The organism is Shewanella sp. 10N.7 (assembly GCF_020806285.1).
Taxonomy (GTDB): Bacteria; Pseudomonadota; Gammaproteobacteria; order Enterobacterales; family Shewanellaceae; genus Shewanella; species Shewanella electrodiphila.
Map to the genome: position 1 here is coordinate 1 of NZ_JAJGZS010000042.1, position 22,933 is coordinate 22,933.

Annotated in this window: 17 protein-coding genes; 3 read left to right on the top strand and 14 right to left on the bottom strand. The window is 42.2% G+C overall.

The window, feature by feature from the left end; translation table 11 throughout:
• Positions 1-120 precede the first annotated feature (120 nt).
• The 9 genes from LMH66_RS19325 to LMH66_RS19365 all read right to left on the bottom strand — a co-directional run bounded on the left by LMH66_RS19325 (position 121) and on the right by LMH66_RS19365 (position 10,717).
• On the bottom strand, positions 121-1,203 hold the full coding sequence (locus LMH66_RS19325) for a hypothetical protein (RefSeq protein ID WP_229372432.1): 1,083 nt from the start codon (positions 1,201-1,203) through the stop codon (positions 121-123).
• Positions 1,204-1,696: 493 nt separating this feature from the next.
• A complete protein-coding gene (locus LMH66_RS19330; RefSeq protein WP_229372434.1) occupies positions 1,697-2,353 on the bottom strand; it encodes a 3-oxoacid CoA-transferase subunit B in 657 nt (218 codons plus the stop codon).
• 10 nt (positions 2,354-2,363) lie between these two features.
• Entirely contained in the window at positions 2,364-3,080 is a 717-nt protein-coding gene (locus LMH66_RS19335; protein WP_229372436.1) for a CoA transferase subunit A, read from the bottom strand.
• A 144-nt stretch (positions 3,081-3,224) separates the two neighbouring features.
• Entirely contained in the window at positions 3,225-4,133 is a 909-nt protein-coding gene (locus LMH66_RS19340; RefSeq protein WP_324295202.1) for a hydroxymethylglutaryl-CoA lyase, read from the bottom strand.
• A complete protein-coding gene (locus LMH66_RS19345) occupies positions 4,133-6,169 on the bottom strand; it encodes an acetyl/propionyl/methylcrotonyl-CoA carboxylase subunit alpha (protein WP_229372438.1) in 2,037 nt (678 codons plus the stop codon). Before LMH66_RS19345 ends, LMH66_RS19340 begins: the two co-directional genes overlap by 1 nt.
• Positions 6,169-7,029 (bottom strand): enoyl-CoA hydratase-related protein, encoded by an 861-nt coding sequence (locus LMH66_RS19350; protein WP_229372440.1) that lies wholly within the window; start codon positions 7,027-7,029, stop codon positions 6,169-6,171. The genes LMH66_RS19345 and LMH66_RS19350 overlap by 1 nt, the downstream gene beginning before the upstream one ends.
• Before the next feature lie 23 nt (positions 7,030-7,052).
• Positions 7,053-8,660, bottom strand: coding sequence for a carboxyl transferase domain-containing protein (locus tag LMH66_RS19355; RefSeq protein WP_229372442.1), 1,608 nt, complete (start codon positions 8,658-8,660; stop codon positions 7,053-7,055).
• 155 nt (positions 8,661-8,815) lie between these two features.
• Entirely contained in the window at positions 8,816-9,985 is a 1,170-nt protein-coding gene (locus tag LMH66_RS19360) for an isovaleryl-CoA dehydrogenase (protein ID WP_102528832.1), read from the bottom strand.
• Between the two features lie 336 nt (positions 9,986-10,321).
• Entirely contained in the window at positions 10,322-10,717 is a 396-nt protein-coding gene (locus tag LMH66_RS19365) for a MerR family transcriptional regulator (RefSeq protein ID WP_102528841.1), read from the bottom strand.
• A gap of 383 nt (positions 10,718-11,100) precedes the next feature.
• Between LMH66_RS19365 and LMH66_RS19370 the strand changes: the two genes are divergently transcribed.
• Both LMH66_RS19370 and LMH66_RS19375 read left to right on the top strand, forming a co-directional pair.
• A complete protein-coding gene (locus LMH66_RS19370; RefSeq protein WP_229372444.1) occupies positions 11,101-13,020 on the top strand; it encodes a propionyl-CoA synthetase in 1,920 nt (639 codons plus the stop codon).
• 310 nt (positions 13,021-13,330) lie between these two features.
• Positions 13,331-13,807 carry a hypothetical protein gene (locus LMH66_RS19375; RefSeq protein ID WP_229372447.1) on the top strand — a complete coding sequence of 159 codons (477 nt, stop codon included), beginning with the start codon at positions 13,331-13,333 and terminating at the stop codon, positions 13,805-13,807.
• A 171-nt stretch (positions 13,808-13,978) separates the two neighbouring features.
• Here LMH66_RS19375 and LMH66_RS19380 read toward each other — a convergent pair whose 3' ends face one another.
• From LMH66_RS19380 to LMH66_RS19400, 5 genes are all read right to left on the bottom strand, one after another.
• Entirely contained in the window at positions 13,979-14,728 is a 750-nt protein-coding gene (locus tag LMH66_RS19380) for an SDR family oxidoreductase (RefSeq protein ID WP_229372449.1), read from the bottom strand.
• 193 nt (positions 14,729-14,921) lie between these two features.
• Entirely contained in the window at positions 14,922-15,932 is a 1,011-nt protein-coding gene (locus tag LMH66_RS19385) for a LysR family transcriptional regulator (protein WP_229372451.1), read from the bottom strand.
• A 385-nt stretch (positions 15,933-16,317) separates the two neighbouring features.
• Entirely contained in the window at positions 16,318-16,851 is a 534-nt protein-coding gene (locus tag LMH66_RS19390) for a hypothetical protein (RefSeq protein ID WP_102436314.1), read from the bottom strand.
• 38 nt (positions 16,852-16,889) lie between these two features.
• Positions 16,890-19,115 carry an aldehyde ferredoxin oxidoreductase gene (locus LMH66_RS19395; RefSeq protein WP_229372453.1) on the bottom strand — a complete coding sequence of 742 codons (2,226 nt, stop codon included), beginning with the start codon at positions 19,113-19,115 and terminating at the stop codon, positions 16,890-16,892.
• 22 nt (positions 19,116-19,137) lie between these two features.
• Positions 19,138-19,785 carry a 4Fe-4S dicluster domain-containing protein gene (locus LMH66_RS19400; RefSeq protein ID WP_102528838.1) on the bottom strand — a complete coding sequence of 216 codons (648 nt, stop codon included), beginning with the start codon at positions 19,783-19,785 and terminating at the stop codon, positions 19,138-19,140.
• Between the two features lie 392 nt (positions 19,786-20,177).
• Between LMH66_RS19400 and LMH66_RS19405 the strand changes: the two genes are divergently transcribed.
• Positions 20,178-22,577 (top strand): OmcA/MtrC family decaheme c-type cytochrome, encoded by a 2,400-nt coding sequence (locus LMH66_RS19405; protein ID WP_229372456.1) that lies wholly within the window; start codon positions 20,178-20,180, stop codon positions 22,575-22,577.
• Positions 22,578-22,933: the final 356 nt, after the last annotated feature.

Here is a 22,933-nt window from a genome sequence, read left to right on the forward strand (position 1 = left end):
CAATATCTTGTTGTTTCTAATAATTATTTCGTGGGGATTCGTCAGACTCTGACCCCACTTATTCGGAAAAGAAAGTTTGCTGTAATCTGTTTAAACTTCATATTCACTATTAGCAAAAATTCAATCATTCAAATATTTATCTAAATGTTCAATCAATACTTCTACTTCTGTCAATTCCAATTGACTTTCTATTATTGCTTTTTTTAGTTCATCAAATTTTGCTTGTCGATAAAAATTTTCATTCAAATTGATTTCTTTTGATGAGTATATTTTTGAGGTGATAGCGTAAAGGGCTGGATGTTCCGTAGGATTGTGATAAATAGCTTCACTGATTAAAACAATCAAATTAAGGAAATTTCCACTATGCCCACTTTTGTATAATCCAGAGTCATAATGCATTACTTTATTATTGAAAAATCTCAAGTTAAAATCTAAAAGGTCATATTCTTTGTTTAGTTTTAATCCACTGAATGAACGAATTTTATTCATTAAGTCAATTGTAGAAATGATATGTGGTAAATAGTTTTTTGAGTCCAAGTCGAGGATTTTATTTTGGGCAGTATCTTCGAAAGATACATCAAGCATTTCTGTTAAAGATTTGATTGCATAATTAACTTCTCTGAAATTTTTAGCATTAGGCGTTTGGTTGTATTCCTCTATTTTTTTTTGTAACCAGATTAGGTTAGATTCTGTGTTAGAGAATGCAGAGTTAGACATTTCAGGTAAAAAGCTGCAGTTTTCAAAGCTATTAGAAGGGAATATTTCAAAGTATAATCCTGCTCTATTTTTAAATGAAATTGAATGCTCTTTTTCTATGTTGACTAGTAGGTTATCAAATTGATTAAAGTGCATTTGATACTTTTGAAACCTTAGCATTTCATTTTCTTTTTCCCACTTATAATCCTGCTTTTTTTCGAACGTATCCTGCCTTTCAGTTTGAGAAGCGATTTGCTCTTGTTGGATTTTAAATTGCTTAATTCCTAATAGCATTACACCTACAGTGCCAATAGCACCTAAAAAAGAAAAAATACCTGAGAAAAATGTACCTAAAGATGCCCAATCATTTTGATTATGAGAAATAGGTCCTCTTATATGCCAGAAGTAGAAAGCTATCATTACTACTGCTATTAGTATTCCTGCAAAAGCGAACCACTTTAGTAAATTTAACATTGTATCCATTTGAGCTTTACTACTTTTACCCATAAATTTCTTATTCCTTAAATGCTTAGGTATGAGGCTATTCTATTCCTATTCGATCAAATGGATCTACATTTACTGAGTGTTTTCAAACGCATTTTCAACTTTAAATAAGCTCGCCGATTCAACAATCTCCATTCGAAGTGTCCGATGACGTTAAGTCAATTCACGTGTTGGAGGCAGGATGCCGACATAGCCTCAGTTGAGCCAAGGATGGCGAATCTGAGGCGGTAGTGAATTGGCTTAGTTAGTCAGAGGAAAAACACTTCGTTGGAGCGGCAAGGGATATCGAAAAGGGAAATGCTGTTGTTTCCCTTTCGTCTGGTGTGGGCGAAGCGCCACGACGTTAACCTTTTAAACCTCAATCAATCCAAACGCAGTTTGGCATCTCTTAATCTTTCTGAGTAATTGAATTGCCAATCACCAACAAAAAAGCGAACCTCCAATGAAGCTCGCTTTTGATTTTAAAAAGGCCAACACATTAACTTTTGGCTAGAAGTTAAAACACCATTTCTGGTACATGCTCTGGCACCACTAACTTACCGGCAGTTTTAGATTGGATCTCTTCAACCGACACTCCTGGGGCACGCTCTAACAAGTGGAATGCGCCGTCTTTGATTTCCATAAAGGCTAAGTCTGTCATCACGCGTTTAATGCAGCCATAACCCGTTAAAGGCAGCTCGCATAAAGGCAGTAACTTAGAGTTACCTTTTTTGTCAGCATGCATCATGGTGACAATAATATTGTCAGCCCCAGCCACTAAGTCCATGGCGCCGCCCATGCCTTTAATTAACTTGCCTGGGATCATCCATGAGGCGATTGAACCATTTACATCGACTTCAAATGCGCCGAGTACGGTCAAATCAACATGGCCGCCACGGATCATCGCAAAGCTTTCTGCCGATGAGAAAAACGATGCGCCATCAACAGCAGTAACGGTTTGCTTACCTGCATTGATAAGGTCTGCATCTATGCTGTCTTCAGTTGGGAACTCGCCCATACCTAATAAACCATTTTCAGATTGCAGCATCACGCTCATGCCTTCAGGAATATAGTTAGCCACTAAGGTCGGAATACCGATACCTAAGTTAACGTAAAAGCCATCTTGCATTTCTTGGGCTACACGTTGAGCAAGTTGTTCTCTTGATAATGCCATGTCTTGCTCCTTATTTTGCTGCCGCTGCGTTTGGTTTGACAGTACGTTGTTCGATGCGCTTCTCAAAACTTGCTTGAATTACGCGGTCAACGTAAATACCTGGGGTATGAATATGGTTAGGGTCTAACTCACCTGGCTGCACAATTTCTTCAGCTTCTACCACGGTGATTTTGCCAGCAGTCGCCATCATAGGGTTAAAGTTCGCTGCGGTTTTACGGAAGATTAAGTTACCCATGGTGTCAGCTTTCCAAGCTCGAACAAGGGCAAAGTCAGCGGTCAATGAGTCTTCAAGCACGTAATGACGGCCTTTGATTTCACGGGTTTCTTTACCGTCAGCAATCGGTGTGCCGTAACCAGTAGCGGTGAAAAAGGCAGGGATACCTGCGCCGCCAGCACGGATCTTTTCAGCTAACGTGCCTTGTGGCGTTAAGATGACATTAAGTTCACCAGACAACATTTGTTGCTCAAAAGTGGCATTTTCACCAACATAAGAGGCGATCATCGTGGCAATTTGGCGCTCTTTTAGTAGCAAGCCTAAACCAAAGTCATCCACACCGGCATTATTTGAAATAGCGGTTAATCCAGTGACACCCATTTTGACCATGTGATTAATCAGACCTTCTGGAATGCCACATAATCCGAAACCGCCGACCATAATGGTCATATCATTACTGAGGCCGTTTAGGGCTTCATCGTAACTGTGAACGACTTTGTTGAGTCCTGCCATCATCTTGTCCTTTTCTGTATTGCGCGAGTGGCAATTAATGCCCATCGCGATGTATTTGTTCTGCTATCTACTTACTATTTATTAGCAAAAAGCTTATTAGCAAAAAAGTTTATTAGCTAAAAAGCTTACTTAGCTAAAAACGGTTTATTCTGCGCAAATAGCTTGTGCCACTTTTGAGCCTGTTGTTCTGCCTAAAGTGTGGCTTATTAGCTGACCTGCTTTAGCAAGCTTGGTTAAATCAATGCCGGTTTCGATGCCCATCCCGTGCAGCATGTAAACCACATCTTCGGTAGCAAGATTGCCTGATGCGCCTTTGGCATACGGGCAACCGCCAAGGCCTGCAACGGATGAGTCAATCACGCTAACGCCTGTGCTTAAGCAGGCTGCGATATTAGCTAATGCTTGGCCGTAGGTGTCATGAAAGTGCAGCGCCAGTTTTTCAACCGGGACTAATTTAGCAACGGCTTCAACCATCTTACGGGCTTTAATGGGCGTGCCAACACCTATGGTGTCGCCAAGTGAAATCTCGTAACAGCCCATTTTGTAAAGTATTTCAGACACTCGAGCGACTTCGTTAATATCAATGTCACCTTCGTAAGGGCAACCAAGGACACAGGAAACATAGCCGCGAACGGGGATGTTTCTTTGCTTAGCCAGTGCCATGACTGGCTCAAAGCGTGCTATCGACTCCTCAATAGAGCAGTTGATATTGCGCTGACTGAAGCTTTCAGATGCCGCGCCAAAGATGGCAACTTCATCGGCGCCAGCGTCAAGTGCAAGTTCCAGCCCTTTTAGATTGGGGGTAAGAGCAGAGTAGACCACGCCTTGTTTACGCTTGACAGTTTTAAGCACGTCACCTGAATCAGCCATTTGTGGCACCCATTTAGGCGACACAAAACTGGCGGCTTCAATACGCTTGACCCCTGCATCGGCGAGTTGCTCAATTAAGGTCAGTTTATCTTGGGTGCTAACAGCCTTTTCATTTTGTAAGCCATCACGGGCGCCAACTTCAAAAATACTGACTTTGTTAGGAAGACTCGCTGCATTCATCATTAGGCTTCCTTTTCTGCAGCTTCTACATTCAGAGCTTCGACATTAAGCGCTTCGACATTTAATAGCTGAGCACCATCGGTCACGAGTTCGCCGCTTTGGAAGTAAAACTCACTGACCACACCATCAAATGGCGCTTCAATGGTGTATTCCATTTTCATCGCTTCCATCACTAATAAGCCTTGGCCTTCAGTGACGCTATCGCCCACCTCAACTAAGTGAGTGACCACAGTGCCATTCATTGGCGCTTTTAGTTTATCCGCACTGTCTGCTGTGTCTTCGGCAACTTGTGCCTGAACCGCTTTAAAGTGGTAACTGCCAGACGGTAAGAAAAGAGTAAAATCATCACCTTCATGGCTGACTGGGACCTTACTTTTATGGCCGTTAATTTCAGCTAATAACATGTCATCAACAATGGAACCAGCAAGCTTGAGCGCTTGACCGTTTAGGCCAAGGTGTAAAGCATCACCTAAGTCAGTAATGACTAAGTTTTGCAACGTTTGCTCATCATCGAGTAGCGCTACATGGTGCACGCTGGCGCTATTGAGCCTAAAGCCACTGACTTGTCCCCAAGGCGAGTATGGGTCGTCGCTATTGGTGGCGTTAACCTTTGCGGTCTCTTGACGAGAAAGCACTTGATAAAGGCCTGCTAAGGCGAGGGCATTATCCGACTCATTGGTGACGTCACCAATTAAACTGCTGGCGTAACGTTCGATAAAGTCAGTGCAAAAATCAGCTTCAGCAAATGCGGGATGCTCAGCGATATTAGCTAAAAACTCGATGTTATGTTTAAGACCGCTAATTTGGTATGAGCTTAATGCATGAGTCAGACGCTGCAGCGCACGTGGGCGAGATTCGTCCCATACGATTAATTTTGAAATCATCGGGTCGTAAAAGTTACTGATGACGTCGTTTTCACGAATACCAGAATCAATACGCACATGACGGTTTTGATCAGGCTCACGTAAGAAGTTTAGTTTACCCGCCGCTGGCAGGAACTCATTACGGGGATCTTCAGCATAGATACGTACTTCAAATGAATGGCCGTGAATACTGACCTCATCTTGCTTAAGGGGTAACTCACTGCCGCTGGCCACCATTAACTGCCATTTTACTAAGTCTTGTCCTGTGACCATTTCGGTTACTGGATGCTCTACTTGCAAACGGGTATTCATTTCCATGAAGTAAAAGCTGTCGTCGGTGTCTAATAAGAATTCAACCGTACCTGCGCCCACATAATCAATCGCTTTGGCTGCAGCAACAGCGGCTTCACCCATTTGCTGACGCAGAGCATCAGACAAACCTGGGGCTGGTGCTTCTTCGACCACTTTTTGGTGGCGACGTTGAATTGAGCAATCACGATCAGATAAGTAAATGGTGTTGCCAAAAGTATCGGCAAATACTTGCACTTCAACATGGCGAGGCTGGCGCAAATAGCGTTCCATCAACAGTTTGTCATTACCAAACGATGATGCCGCTTCACGGCGAGCGGAGTTAATCGCATCAAGCACTTCAGCTTGGTTTTCAACGATTTTCATGCCTTTACCACCGCCGCCATAGGCTGCTTTAATCAGCATGGGATAGCCGACATTTTCTGCTTCAGCAAGTAAGGTGTTGTCGTCCTGTGCATCGCCATGGTAACCCGGCACTAGCGGTACATTGGCTGCGCCCATAATGATTTTTGCGGCGCTTTTACTGCCCATTGAGTCAATGGCATCGCTGCCTGGACCAATGAAGGCTATGCCGTTTTGCTCACAGCTGCGAGCAAAACCTGCGTTTTCAGATAAGAAACCGTAACCTGGATGTATCGCTTCAGCACCTGATTTTTTGGCGATATCGATTATCAAATCGCCTTTAAGGTATGACTCAGCTGGTGCGCTGCCACCAATATGAAATGACTCATCTGCCATGGCAACATGACGGGCATTGGCGTCGGCATCGGAATATAAAGCAACAGTGCGAACGCCCATTGCGCGGGCGGTATTAATAATGCGACAAGCAATTTCACCGCGGTTAGCAATTAATAATTTGGTAAACATTATTTGGCTCCTTGTGCATCAGTCTTGGCGTTTTGTTGTTGGTTGCTTATCCAAGCTGGCGAGCGTTTTTCAAAGAATGCATTAAGGCCTTCTTGGCCTTCATCTGACACACGAATGCGAGCAATTTGCTCACTGGTATGGGCGAGGGTAGCGTCATCAATAACGCCATCTTCAAGGTGTGACACTAAGGTTTTAACCCACGCCATACCTTGAGGACTGTTGCCATTAAAAGCTTCAATAAATGGTTTTGCAGCTGCATCTAAGTCATCATTTATTTCATGAATAACTTGATGAGTTAATGCAACCTCTGCGCTAAATCGCTCGGCGGTTAGCATGTAGCGCCTTGCTTGGCGGTTACCCATTGCGCGAACCACGTATGGGCTTATCACTGCTGGAATAAGCCCGAGTTTGACTTCGCTTAAGCAAAAACTGGCACGTTCATTGGCAATGGCAATATCGCAGCAGCAAATTAGCCCAAGTGCGCCACCAAAGGCTGCACCATTGACTAAAACGATAGTCGGTTTAGGGAACTTATCTAGCACGTGCATTAACTTGGCCAGTTCGTTGGCATCACTAAGGTTTTGCTCAAAGTCCATTTTTGCTTGTTTGCGCATCCAATTTAAATCAGCACCTGCACTGAAGTTTTTACCGTTTGCTCGCAGTATCAATTGCTGGCATTGACTGTTGATAGCAAAGGCTTCAATGGCGCTGATCATTTCGCTAATCATCACTTCATCGAAGGCATTATGCTTTTCAACACGGTTTAATATTAGCTCAGCAACACCTTGGTTTAGCTGACATTGGATGTATTGATAATCATTTTTTAGAAAGTCATTTTTTATGGCTGTTGTGTTTGTCATTATCTGCTCCTATTTATCCGCAATTACATGCGGAATACACCAAACTTGGTGTCTTCAATAGGCGCATTTAATGCCGCCGATAAGGCTAAACCAACCACATCACGAGTTTGCGCAGGATCGATGATTCCGTCATCCCATAAACGAGCACTGGCATGATACGGATGACCTTCTTTGTCGTATTGCTCAACAATCGGTTTTCTGAATGCTTGCTCGTCTTCATCAGACCATTCTTGGCCTTTACGGGCGAGACCATCACGGCGTACTGTGGCTAATACGCCTGCCGCTTGTTCACCCCCCATGACTGAAATGCGTGCATTGGGCCACATCCACATCATGGTTGGCTCGAATGCGCGGCCGCACATGCCGTAGTTACCCGCGCCATAACTGCCACCAATAATCACAGTAAATTTAGGCACATTTGCACAGGATACGGCGGTAACCATTTTTGCGCCGTGCTTGGCAATGCCTTCATGTTCGTACTTTTTACCGACCATGAACCCGGTGATGTTTTGTAAAAACAGTAATGGAATTTTTCGCTGGCAACATAGCTCAATAAAGTGAGCGCCTTTTTGGGCTGACTCTGAAAACAAAATACCGTTATTAGCCACAATGCCGACGGGGTAGCCATGAATACGGGCGAAACCGCAAACCAGCGTGTTGCCGTAATTGGCTTTGAATTCATCAAAATCTGAATCATCGACCATACGGGCGATGACTTCTTTGACATCAAATGGTTTTTTAAGATCGGTGCCGACAATGCCGTAAAGCTCGTTAACATCAAACTTTGGCGGTTTAACAGGGCTTAATTGCGCGGCAATTTCTTTTTGATGATTAAGGCGAGAAATTGATTTACGGGCAAGCTCAAGTGCATGGTCATCATTTTGAGCTAAGTGATCGGCAACCCCAGAGATTTTGGTATGCACTTCAGCGCCGCCTAACTCTTCTGCCGAGACTTCTTCACCAGTTGCCGCTTTCACTAATGGCGGTCCAGCTAAAAAGATGGTGCCTTGCTCTTTTACGATAATCGATTCATCTGCCATTGCGGGTACATAAGCACCGCCAGCAGTGCATAAGCCCATCACGACAGCTACCTGCGGAATGCCTTTAGCTGACATTTGCGCCTGGTTATAAAAGATGCGCCCGAAATGGTCGCGATCGGGGAATACTTCGTCTTGGCGTGGTAAGTTTGCGCCGCCAGAATCGACAAGGTAGATACATGGCAAATGACAGCGACTGGCAATGTCTTGGGCGCGTAAATGCTTTTTGACGGTAATAGGGTAGTAAGTGCCGCCTTTAACGGTTGCGTCATTGGCGATAATCATACATTCAACGCCACTGACACGACCAATACCTGCGATTACGCCTGCTGCTGGAACGGCTTCATCATAAACTTCATAGGCGGCAAATTGGGAGATTTCTAAAAATGGCGAACCTGGGTCGAGCAGTTTTTCCACTCGTTGGCGCGGGAGCAGTTTACCTCTCGATAGATGACGTTCAAGGGCGACAGGGCCACCACCTTGCTCAATCTTAGCGAGTTTGATTTTTAAATCATCGACGAGTGCGGCCATGTCGTTATGCTTGGCTTTAAATTCATCGCTGCGGGAGTTAATACGGCTGCTCAATTGCGTCACAATTCATATCCTTAATGAGTCAAGTGGCGCGATAGCATGGCTGAGACAATGGGGGGAACTCCCAACCATGCTTCGCAATAACACTTTCAATGTGGCCATTTAAAAAAAGGCTTAGGTTATGCTTTTTGGTGTATAGATAATTAGCGTTTTGCTGATTATTTTGTTTCGTTAAACAGTTCACGACCAATCAACATACGGCGAATTTCAGAGGTGCCTGCGCCGATTTCATATAGCTTGGCATCACGCAGTAGTCGGCCCGTTGCATATTCATTGATATAACCGTTACCGCCGAGTAACTGAATTGCATCGAGTGCCATTTTGGTTGCTAGCTCTGCGCTGTATAAGATAGCGCCAGCAGCATCTTTACGGGTCGTCTCACCGCGATCGCATGATTTTGCTACGTTGTAGACATAAGATTTTGCAGCATTCATGCCTGTGTACATGTCAGCGATTTTGCCTTGAATAAGCTGGAACTCACCGATTGATTTACCAAACTGTTCACGCTCGTGAATGTAAGGTACAACAATATCCATACAGGCATTCATGATCCCAAGTGGACCACCGGATAGCACAACACGTTCGTAATCTAAGCCGCTCATCAACACTTTGACGCCGTTATTCAGACCGCCAAGAATGTTCTCTTCTGGTACTTCACAGTTATCAAATACCAACTCACAAGTGTTTGAGCCGCGCATGCCTAATTTATCGAGCTTTTGCGCTGTGCTGAAACCTTTGAATGTTTTCTCAATGATGAAGGCTGTAATACCGTGTGGGCCCTTGTCGATATCGGTTTTAGCGTAAATCACCAAAGTGTCAGCATCAGGGCCGTTAGTGATCCACATTTTGTTGCCGTTAAGAATGTAACGGTCACCTTCTTTGCGGGCATTAAGCTTCATTGATACCACATCAGAACCTGCATTAGGCTCACTCATCGCCAATGCGCCGATATGTTCGCCGCTGACAAGTTTAGGTAGGTATTTTGCGCGCTGCGCATCGTTACCATTACGGTTAATTTGATTAACGCAAAGGTTTGAGTGGGCACCATAACTTAGGCCGATAGAAGCAGATGCGCGGGAGATTTCCTCCATTGCGACCACGTGGGCAAGGTAGCCCATGTTAGCGCCGCCAAACTCTTCAGGCACAGTTACACCCAGTAACCCCATTTCGCCTAAAACAGGCCACATGTGGTTAGGAAATGCATTGTCTTGATCAACTTGAGCAGCGATTGGAGCAATCTCGTTGCTGGCAAAGTCGTGGATGGCGTCGCGAAGCATGTCCACGTCTTCGCCCAGGCCGAAATTAAGGCTTGTGTAGAGTGATGTCATTGTCTTGTGTCCTGTTGAATATAGGTTACTGCTGCCGTGAAACTATGTTGTTTCTTGGGCTTATAATTTTTATGGTCAAGCTTGTTATGTTGTTATTGGCCCATCTCTTTGTACGGGCTCAATGTTGTTTTACTTGTTACTTCAAAAATAGCGGCGATGAGTTCCGCTACCTCTCGGTGTTATTGCTTGGTGTTCCTGCTTGATGTTACGACTTGGTGTAACTATCTGTATTAACGTGCTATTTACTTGAGCGCTATATGAGCTGATGCATACCTTTTGAGATTAACTTCTATTTGTTGAGTTATTGGTATCTCAATGGTTATTTAAAATAAGTATTTAAGCTTCTTCTTTAAGGGCTGCTCTACATTGTTGCTCTGCCGAATTAAGCTCCATTAATACCACTTTAATATCGTCCATTTGCTGTTGCAGTGATGCTTTCTTTTCTTCGACTAAATCAAGCATGGTGTGCAGCTGCGATGTGCTGCTTTTGTCAGCATCGTAAAGTTCAAACAAACGACGGGTTTCAGCTAGCGAAAAGCCTAGGCGCTTACCACGTAAAATAAGTTTTAAACGTACACGGTCTTTCAGACTGTAAATACGGGTTTGCCCACGGCGTTTAGGTTTAATTAACCCTTGGTCTTCGTAGAAACGAATACTCCGTGTGGTGATATCAAATTCCTTTGATAAATCACTAATTGAATAAGTGGATTGTGGATTTAAATTTGCGCTCATCGTTTCACCAAAAGTACGTCTTTTGATGCAAGATATATGAAGTTTACGTAAAGGTAAAGTTTGCTGCCAGTTTGTAACGGCTTTTTTAGCGGGGATTTTTGTAAATCGTGCTTGCCAATCAAGGTGAGCATTCACCAGTCATAGCTCAAGTTAGCACTAGGCATTATATCAAGTTTTGCTAAATAGGTGACATGAAAATTTATACGAGTGTTTTAATTTCAATACGTTAACTCATTAAGTGCAGATTAAAAATCCTTATTTAATCCATGAAATGCTATATCCCTTGGTCTAATAGGGTTTATTTTTTAACCACGCCATAATGAAATAAAAATAATCACTACGATTTAAAATTAACTGACAAGCAGTTTACTGGAGAGTAAAAGATGGCTGGATTAGGAAAGCAAATGCATCAGCAATCTTTGCAAGATAAGCAAGGGTTTTGGCAACAGGCAGCAGAGGCTGTAACCTGGTTTACACCATTCAAGCAAGTGCTTGATGAGTCTAACGCGCCGTTTTATAAGTGGTTTGCTGGTGGTGAAATGAACACCTGTTATAACGCAGTCGACAGACATGTAGAAGCAGGTCATGGCGAACGAACTGCAATCGAATATATAAGTCCAGTGACGCAAAACCAATACAGTATTAGCTATCAAGAATTACTATCTCAAGTAAGCCGTTTAGCGGGTTATATGCAGTCTATTGGCATTGAAAAAGGCGATAGGGTGGTGATTTACATGCCAATGGTGCCTGAAACTGCTTACGCGATGTTAGCGTGTGCGCGGATTGGTGCTATTCATTCTGTAGTGTTTGGCGGCTTTGCTGCAAATGAGTTAGCGACACGCATTAACGACGCTAAACCCAAGTTAATTCTTTCGGCTTCGTGCGGTATCGAGCCATCAGGCGTAGTGAAATACAAACCGCTTTTAGATGAAGCATTAAATCAAGCTAGCCATGAAGTGAATCACTGCGTTATTTTAAATCGTCCCCAGTATAGTGCTGAGATGCAACCTGTGAGAGATGCTGACTGGCAGACTGCAATAGCGGATGCCCCATTTGTGGATTGCGTGCCAGTTGAATCAACTCACCCTTTATATGTGCTGTATACCTCGGGCACCACTGGGCAACCCAAAGGCGTCGTGCGTGACAATGGTGGTCACGCGGTTGCTATGACATGGTCGATGAAGCACATTTATAATATTGAAGCAGGCGATGTATTTTGGGCTGCATCTGATGTGGGTTGGGTGGTTGGTCATTCTTATATTGTTTATGGGCCGTTAATGGCTGGTGCAACAACACTAATGTATGAGGGGAAACCTGTAGGCACCCCTGATGCTGGCGCTTTTTGGCGCATCATTGAGCAATATAAAGTTAACAGTTTTTTCACCGCGCCTACTGCCATTCGTGCGATCAAACGCGAAGACCCCAATGGTGAGCTGCTTAAAGGCGTCGATTTATCTTGTTTAGGCCAAGTGTTCTTAGCGGGTGAGCGATGCGATCCTGATACCCTTTATTGGGCACAAGATAAACTCAATAAGCCAGTTATTGATCATTGGTGGCAAACCGAAACAGGTTGGCCTGTTGCTGCGAATTTGATGGGGGTTGATCCCATTGAAGTAAAAGCGGGATCGCCAGCACGTCCAGTACCGGGTTATCAAGTAGAGGTACTCGATGCCATGGGTGATGAAGTACCTGCTAATGAAAGCGGTAACGTGGTCATTAAGCTGCCATTGCCGCCTGGTAATCTTAGTACCCTTTGGAATAATGATGCACGATATGTAGACAGTTATTTGTCGATGTATGAAGGGTACTATTTAACGGGTGATGCGGGTTACATTGATGAAGATGGTTACCTGTATATCATGAGCCGTATTGATGACATTATTAATGTCGCAGGGCACCGTTTATCGACTGGTCGCTTTGAAGAAGTGTTATGTCAGCATGATGCAGTGGCTGAAGCTGCGGTCATTGGGGTACAAGATAAGTTAAAGGGCCAAGTACCACTCGGGTTAGTGGTGCTTAAAAATGGCGTTAATTTATCAGATGAGCAACTTTACAAAGAGTTACTGGCTTTAGTGCGACATGAAATTGGCCCAGTCGCTTCTTTTAGATTAGTGAGTGCAGTACAAAAGTTACCTAAAACTCGTTCAGGCAAAATATTACGTGCCACCATGCGTAAAATCGCTGATAACAATGAATATACTGTGCCAGCTACCATTGAAGATCCAATGACATTAGATATTGTTCGCACTGCGTTAACTAAGATGGGGTATGCTGATTCGCTTACCAAAGAGCTTACTGTGTAGTTTGTTAGTGTTATTAAAAGCGAGCCAAATGGCTCGTTTTTTATTGCCTTTAAAATAATGATTCGATATGAACTAGCTAGTCATGCGTTAAAACGGGACTGGATTACATTGATAATTGGTCTAAAATGAGAGTTACATGCTGATTTATAGTGTTATTTAATCAAATTGAACTGTTTTTAATTTATAATCTTTGGGTGTCATTTAGCAATGATGCAGTCAAGGTAGGCAGATTACATTGTCGAGTAGCAACTAAGTTAGTGATGCAAATAAGTGTTAACCAGTAAATATGATAAAGGTTTGATCAACGTATATGAATAATATTAAAGAATTACCTGAAAAGATTAATACTAAAACCAGCCGATTATTTTGGTTAACCGTTTTTACTGGTGGGATATATCCGATAATTTGGTTATTTGCTAAGTATCCCAAAATGGACGAGATTACTTCAATTCGCACCGCTGATGATTCGTTTATTATTGCGATAGCAGTTTGCTTTGGTTTTGGTGGTGTGTTGTCACACAGTGACTTTGGCTTGATGAGTGGTATCGGCAGTTTATTACTTTTTGGCGCTTTCTTTTTATATGTATTTTGGTCATTTAGAGCGCGAGCGGCATTGCAAGATTATGCCCACGTGAATTTCGGCATTGATTTGAAAATGAATAAAATTCTCACAGTCGTGTTTAACATTTTTTATATCAATTACTGCATTAATCAACTGCCTGAAGAACAACAAAAAGGTCATCCAACTTACGGTAAAGGCTCAATCAATATTACTGAACTTAAGTAAGCGACTTTGTCGCCCTATACTCATTAGACGGGCGCGAGACGAGCACAAAAAAGAGAAGCTTAATGCTTCTCTTTTTTATGCAGAGCCGTAATTTAAGATGATACGGTATCAAAATATTTATTGAACAATTTTACTGCCTTTTGGTTTGATGCTTGTTCGATTTGTTGTTTTTTAACTCATTTTGCGTAGCATTTTATCTGGCAGTACTCTTAAAATAAGTTGGATAAATGCCCATGGGTAACTCGGCACATAACAGTTAGCCGGCTCTTTATTGATAGCTTTGACCATAGCTCGACAACCGGTTTCTGCATCAACCATAAATGGGGCTCCATCAGCGTGATCGTTAATCTCAGTTTTAATGTATCCAGGATGCACACAAGTAACCGCGATTGGTGTATTCATAACATCGAGTCGGATCCCTTCGGTTAACGAAGTCAGTCCAGCTTTAGTCGCGGCGTAAACCGTCATCGCGCGCCTGAAACCGCGCAGAGCACTAATTGATGAAACGGTGACCAGATGTCCTGCATTTTGTTGTCTGAAAATTTTCATTGCTGCTTCACACTGAGCTAATGCGGCAACAAAATTGGTTTGGGCAGTCTGTTTATTGGCTTCAAATAGCCCTGTGCCGATAGAGCCACCTTTACCCATGCCTGCATTAACAATAACCCTGTCGACATTGCCCATTAGCTCTTTGAATTGGTCAAACACGTCAAATACTTGTTGATGATCGTTAACGTCTAAGGCTAGTAACCAGACTTTGACATTGGGATAAGTGTCGTTGATTTGGGCTTTTAATGCTTCTAAACGATCGGTCCGCCTTGCGCACAAACCTAAGTTAGCGCCTTGTTTCGCGAACTCAAGTGCCATGCCTTGGCCTAGCCCTGAACTGGCGCCAGTAATAATAATATTTTGTCTAAACATCTTGATTCCATTCTTCGCAATCTAGTGATAAAAGCCTGTTTTAGGAGGATTTTAGTCTTTTTTAGTTTGTTGATTATCTTGCGGGGAACAGCGCTATGTGTCAAATAGGCGGATTTAAGGCAATAAAAACGCCAACTAAGTTAGCCTAGTTGGCGTGGTATAACTGGGTGCATGCGTTATGAATTTATTGCGATTAACGCGATAATTGGCAAGCTTTAATACAGCCATTGGCACCCGTAGAAATCAGCTCTGCTATCTTATTTTTAACGCAGTTTGATAACTTGCGCTCAGTTTTACGAGTTTGCATATACAGCGTCATATTAGGCTTGTTGCGCATTAACTCAGCGCGCTCTGTTTGCGGCACGATTTGCGCGCGTAAAGCATCGTCATTAGTTAAATAATCAACCGCACCTTGAGAAACCACTAGCGTGATGGCATCTGTGCCAGTTAAAAAGTCGTAAATCTCATTTAAATTATTGGTTTTTGCTGCGACTTTTAATTCTCGCATTCTGCCGTCAGCAAACTGCTTTAACGGCGTGGCTTCAAGCTCGCTGTTGAAGTGCATTACTTCCGTTAAAATGACAGGGTAGTTTAATACGCGATCTAAAAGGGGTTTATAGATTTCATCCCAAATGGGGTGATCATGTTTAGCGACGACAAAAGTGTCTGTTACTTCACAAATCTTTTGGCTTTGAATACCAACATGAATAGACGGATTACAGCTAATAACCATATCGCACTGGTTATTTAACAGCATTTCTTCATCATTTGAGCCATTGTCTTGCAGTACTGCAGACTTGACACATGCACTGCCGCAATGGTTCTCACATTGGCAGTTATAAAGCTTTCTTAATACGCCATTGGTAAAACCTGATGGAGCTTTAATAATAATGTCACTGTCTAAGCTTTCAACGCTTTTATTTATCTCTTGGGCAAGGTCGATGTGGTTTATTTCAATTTTTTTTAATATTGGATATAAGCGCTGTGACTTATCGGTAATTTCTAATCCTGACACTCTTTTTACAAACAAAGGATCATCAAAAGCTTCTCTGAGCCTTGATAAACAGCGGCTGATTTTTGATTGAGGGACGCTAAATGACTCAGCTGTTAATTTTCCGCTTTGGAATTCATATAGCCTTAAAAAAACTAATAAGGTCATGTAGTCGAGGTTTAGTAACCTTTCTTGTGTTGTTGTAGGGTTCATTATGCACGCTTATTATGGATTAACCTTGTTAGTAATGTACCAATTTAGAGGTAACTGAGCAGAGAGCGTTGTAATAATTTATACCTTAATCACGCTTTTGTATGATTTATACTATCGAACTGTTAACTCACGATAATTAAAAAGAAAATCATCCTAAAGTTTATTTTGTATACTGAGTGAAATAGTGAATTTCAATATGTTATATGAGTAACAGAGAATCTTGCCTTAAACTGGCTTTTGAAATTTAACGTTGAAATTTAACGTTGAAACTTAACTTTTAAACTCATTCTTGAACCTGATGATAACGTTGCAGGTAAAAGAAAATGCCAATCTTTCGATTGGCATTGTTAAATTTTATCCTTCAACTCATTAATGAATAATGAGTTTACGCTGACCATTCAAAAGGATCATGATCCGCTAGCACTTTGGCATAGGTTGTTGTCATGGTTTTGATAGAAAAAAAGTAACCCTCACTTTTAGTTTCATAGGATTGAGCATCCAGCTGAAAATGAATATCTTCACATCCTGCTGTTTGATCAAACCTCTCTATCAAGCCTACTAACGCTGAATGCTCAAGGTTATAGGGTGGATGGGTGAAATTTGATGCCGCGACTAATTCACCCATTGAAGAGTAACGGCGAATATAGTCCGCCATAGTTTCAATTAACTTACCGTCTTTAACACCCACCCACTGAGTAGCATAGCTGCGGACAATGAACTTTTTAGAATAAAAGTAATGTTCAGTTTCTGCAGCAATGATGGCGATATCTTGATATTGACTATCTTCAATCAGGGCTTGATGTGCGACTTCTACATCTTCAATTTCAAGATCAAGTCCAGCAACGGCAATGACCTGTTCGGCCGTCACAAGACGACCGTCCTTACTGAGTAAACGAATATAATCGACTAGTTCAATCATGAAATAACCACCTTTCTTTATTACTAACTAATCAATGCTTAAGCTGGTAGCAAGGCTAAACTTTCTAGTTTATCTGCGACATAGCCCAGTTTGAACTTCTCTAAGGTGGCACGTGTAGGCACGCCTGTGTCTTTATCCCAACCCATTTCGGCATAGAACATGTCTAAACCTATTTGGATATCGTCGCGATCCATTTTAATCGTGCCTTCATCGCCAAAGTTCATGTCATGATCTAAATCGTAAACCCATTCAGATAACACATCATGTTTTTCACGTTGATTTGGCTCATTCATTTGCAGCACTGTTAATGCTCGGTGCAGTTGCAGTACCGTTTCAGCTTTTGCATCAAGCTCTGCTTCAGAGGTCTCAATCCCTGTGACGAGACTGAACATTTGCGATTCAATTGAGCTATCACCAATGTAATCACGATTTACGTCAGGTGAAACCAATAGCGGGAACATCCAGTTACATAAAGTCAGTGAATCATGCAGTACGTTTTTCACTAAACACCATTTAGCAAACTTAGCTTTAGACGTGTTCATTTCAGTGTAATGTTTGACTGGGTCAAATGCTCCGGGGCCCCACATTGATTCTGCGACTTCTGCAATTTTCGCCCAAGGAAGGCCACAATTGATTAAATTAATGTGTGAATGACATTGTGGGTCACGGTTAAATACAGTGTTGAGCAGTGCGCCAACTTGTCCTGCAGACTCACTGGCATGATGTACACCACCAACCATTGAGCGATTGAATACTTTTACATGGGAATCTAAGAATACGCTATAGGTCTCACCGTAGAATTCATAACCCTCATCACTTTCAAGTGCAAATGTCAGTCCTGCCATTCTTGGTGATTCGACTTCGTTTAGAATATCTTCAATGTTATAAAGTTCACCATCATCGTTGATAAAATTATGTAAACCTTGACCAAGCATACAGCCAAAAATGTTTGAGCCATTATAAGATGCACCATGAGCAATTCGAGTATAGTAATCTTGCATGAAGTGAGCATCTTGGTCAGCGTACTGGGCCCAATTAATCGCTGCATATTCTTCTGCAGGTAGAATTATTTTCCAAAAGTCGCGTGCGGTAAATTCACGCATGACATGAGAAAGCTGGCCATAGGCGCTCCAAATGCCATTATAATCCATATAATAAGCACCAACGGTTTGAATATCGGTGCGTTTTTCACCACTGCTTGGTTTACCCATTGAATACCATGGATCAAGGAATCCTAAACATACATTTGTGATGTTTTCAGTTGGTAGTTTGTATTCGGTTTTCATTTTTGGGTTCTTGATTTCGCAGAAACAGCGAATAGGACAAGAATGACAACCACCAGGACGCTTGAAGATTTTATTGGCTTCGTCGCGGCCAAAATACATTTCGGCCATTGAGCTGCGCATGCCCACTTTTTGGCGATCGTCCCATGGGGTTTCTTCTAATTCAACAGGGGTGTCAGCTGCGCCCCATTTTACGCCTGGCCCACCGCGCCAGCGGCTACCAGAAGAGCTATATTCTGCCCAAGATTGCGGTTGGTTAGGCACAACGCCGTTATTATTCGCGCCAATGATACCAAGAATATGATCATCTAATGCTCGCAGTTGCTCATTGGTTGTGGATTCAGCGATATCAACTGTGCCGGTACCAATAATACCAATAGCTTTTAATCTCTTAGAACCTAGAACTGAACCATGTCCACCAGCAGAGTGACCACCTTGGGTTTGAATTGTTGATTGGGCAACGAGGTTTTCACCGGCTGGACCAATTGCAGCCACTTGGGCTTGTTGTCCCATCATTTTGCTAACAGCAGCAAAAGTATCGAAAATTCCCACTCCCCATAAAGATTCTGCGGGTTCTAATGTTACCGTGTCATCGACAATCTTTAACCAAACAGGCGTGTCTGATTTGCCTTCAACGATAATTGCATCGTAGCCTGCAAATTTAAGTTCGGGTGAGAAGTGCCCGCCAAAATGGCCGTCAGTAATTAAGTGGTTACGAATAACAGGGTTGCGTGAAGTAATAGTTGTTCTTGCTGAACAAATAGCACCAGAACCACTTAATGGTCCTGCTGAAATAACTAGTCTATTTTCTTCATCTGTTGCTTTAATACCATCAACATGATTATCCCATAATACTTTATAACCAATCCCCATGCCGCCAATATAATCGTGGTAAGTTTCGGTGGTTTCTTTAGTTATTATTTTTGTTGTTAAATTAACTCTTAAAATATAACCGGACCAGCCGCCATATGTAGTAGTCATAATTATTCCTTTTAGTTTTTATTTAAACTAATTCTAAATATTTTTCATGAAGCTCAACTTCAGCAACTGCTTCTTCCCAGGTGTAAAACTTAATGGCACCTGTAGGACAAACTTGAGCGCAATTAGGGTTACCTTGGCAAAGGTCGCACTTAAGTGATTTACGCGTGGTTTTATCGATAGTAATTACCTGTTGGGGACATTTATCCGCGCAGTAACCACAGCCAACACATAAGTCATCATTTACTTCTCTTGCACCGGTTTCTTCATTGACTGAAATGGCTTGTTGCGGACATACAGTCATGCAGACATCACACTGACGACAGGTAGATGGAACAATGGTGCTATCACCTTGTTCGCCGCGCTGGTCTTCATAATTGGCTTGTACGCCATGAGGGCCAAAGTTTAAGTTTTTAGCGACTTTAATTCTTGAGGTGCTTGGGCTGACAGCTGATTTCCCGTGGCTCCAACTGCAAGCAATTTCGCAGCGACGACAACCGACACATAGCATTGGATTAACCACCATAAGGCCGCCGGGAAGAACTTCTACAATAGGGGTGTCAGCGTCATCACTGCTACCACACCCTGTTAGAAAACCAACTAATGTACCGCCGTATACTGTACCAACAGCAACTTTAGCGCCATTAGCAAGTAGTGCTCTCCTTGTAATCATATTTGTTTCCTCTTAATTATAAATATTGCTTTTATGTTTATATTTATAACTTAAGTATTGTTTAATTAAATTAAAAACAAGTTGACTATGATCACGTTTGTTTTCTTGTTTTGATTGGAAGTTACAATATATATCTCCCGTCACACTTTTAGGGCCTGTATTTCATTATTTGAAAATGGTAATTTTATTTGCTGTTTTATATTGGTTTGTGGATTCTACTAGCTGGGATTTTGATTTTTAAAATATGCATTTTAATAAGTGAAACTTTAGGTTTTTTTAATTATTATTTTTATATTTTAAATGGTTTCATGATTTTTATCACAATAAGATTTTAATAAATAAATAATGATTAATAAAAATAACAATGCCATGGATTAATAAAAGGAATAACAATGATGAGCAGATTGTTAACTAGGAAATATAAGAAGTGGTTAACTCCACTTGTTCTAGTTCCAGTGGTCGCACTTACAGCATGTTCCGGTGATGACGGACATGATGGCGAAGATGGTGAGCCGGGTGACATCAATATTTCAATATCTTCAGCTCAGTCTTTAAAAGCTGAAATCGAAAAAGTGACTATTGATGATGCATTACAAGTTTCTTTTGAGTTTTACTTAAGTAATGTCAATGGCGTTGCTGTAAGTGGTCTAGCTGACTTAGATTCGATTCAAACATTAGGTGCGGGTATTGCCAAACTTGGCGATCAACAAAGACGTATTAGACCGTTAAATGAAGCTGACAGTGCCAGCGTGCAAAGTACGGCTGAAACGGATTTATCTCCACAATGGACCAGTTATATTAATAACGTGGTAGAGCCTGGAGAGGTTGCTGATAATGATTTAGAACCGGGCTGGGATAAAAATAAAGGCACGCAGTGGCAAGCAAGCATAGAGTCTACTTGTAAAGAAGCCTGTATTGAAGCCATAGGTAATGGTTTATATCGTTACACATTCTCGCAATCTTTAGACAGCTATTCGAATATTGATGGCATCAATACTGAGTACGTTGCTGAAAACATTCACCGTGTTTATTTAGAGTTGTTGCCTTATTCTGGGGCTACAATTGATACGATGTTGGTTAATACGACATTTGATTTTGATCCACAAACGGGCACAGCCGCAGCAGATGCAGATAGCCGAGTGTTATTGGCTTCTGAGCAAAGCTGTTATCGCTGTCACACTGCAGATCTGTCTGCAGAGAATAGCTTACTTATGCATGGTAGCAAGCGCTTCGATTATGAAGGCTGTGTAATGTGTCATACCAGTTATTCTGGCGACCCTGAAACAGGTGTAAGCATTGGTATGGCGAGCGTAGTGCATAAAATCCATAAGAGTGATTACTTAGTGATTGGCTATAAGGGCTCAGTTCATGACTACAGTGATTTATCTTACCCAGGTGATATGCATCAGTGTCAGCAATGTCATATTGAAGATGCTGCGCCTCAAGCGGATTTTTATCAATACCCAGGTCAAGAAACCTGTTTAAGTTGTCATGAGAAATATGCGCCAGAAGGCTGGAATGGCACCGCTGTTGGTTTATTCCATGATCGTGATGCATTTCCTGATGCGTGGGCAATGAGTTGTAGTGGTTGTCATCCTGATAGCAATAACCCATTAGGTTCAGCAATATTTCATAATGCCGCGGTCAGTGTGACGGATGCGTTAGCTGAGCAATATCAATTTGCTATTACTGATAGTGTGATTGATGAATTGCAAGATACCTTAACGGCGACCTTAACCTTTAATCAATTAAGTGCTAATCCAGATGTCGATCCTGCAATTGATAACTTATGGATTGTCGCTTCAGGTAATGCGCAGCAAACAGTGATGCCTGAGAATAACGGCCAGCGAAAAGTGTGGGATATTGTATCTGGCGCTGATGATATTACGATGACTAGAGATGGCTCAGTGGTCACTATTATTGTTAAAAATGCTGGTGTTGCTGACTTTGATTTAGATTCAGTAGGCACTCTGTACGCTAAAGTGATGGCGTGTGGCGATAAGTCTACTGGCCTTGTGGCTTCTTGTGACGCGCAAGATACTGATTCAAATATTGTGGTTGCAGAAGTTCCAGCCGATAGTGCTGTTGCATTAACGACGAATGTGTCGGCTTATGCAGAGTTGGTGAACAACCAAAAATGTGTCGCTTGTCATGATGACCAGTTCCAGCAACGTGTGAACGATGCCCACAGTAAAATTTCGACTCCTGGTAATGGTGCTACCTGCGGCGCATGTCACTCACCACAAGTGGCAACCACACTTGCTGATGGTAGTTGTCAAAGCTGTCACACCAATGACATGGTCAAGTATATGAATGCAACGCGCAAGCATACACCGGGTGATGCCAGTGTGAAGGCGTTCAGAACCATCAGTAACAGCTTAGGTTATCGTGAATTAGTGCATTCTTTACATGCTAATACTCGTACAACCGAAGGTTACAGTGGTAGCGAACGAGAGGATATGACTTATCCTGCTGCAGCGAATGACTGTCAGGCTTGTCATGATGAAGGCCAGCTGACTATGGATACTTTGTCTGCGCAAAGTTCAGTTATTGTCGCGACGCCGAATGCGACAATGACGGGTGAAGTGGCTGAGTATTCTCCAACTGTCGCAGTTTGTGCTGCATGTCATAACAATGAAGCTAGTTGGGCTGCCCATGCTCAAAGTTATGGTGGGGTGTTCCAACAAGATGCGAGTTCAGGTGCGATATATCAACCTGGAGATGAATCTTGTCATACTTGTCATGGCGAAGGTAAAGGCTTTGGCATTGATGTGATGCACGGCTTTAATTAACCTAAGCCCTAGCGTTATATTGATAGAAGGTTGTTTGAGTAAAGTCAGTCCGATTTACTTGAACAACCTTTTTTATTAAGACATTTTATCAGTGCCCTTATTGAGCATTGTTAATGCTCGTCTGATTTATCCGCACTTCTGTTTGTATCTAACATCTATTTTTATCTAACATCTATTTGTATTCAACACATATGAATATCCAAAATCTTGTATTTAAACGGCTTAGTCATAATTTACATTAAGAAGGGCACGTCATAACTGATTGTGTTTATTAGTTAAAACTTGTTTATTTCTCAGCCTTCCAATTTATGCAATAGAGTGTGCACATTTTGCGACTGTAATTTTGTTACATAAAT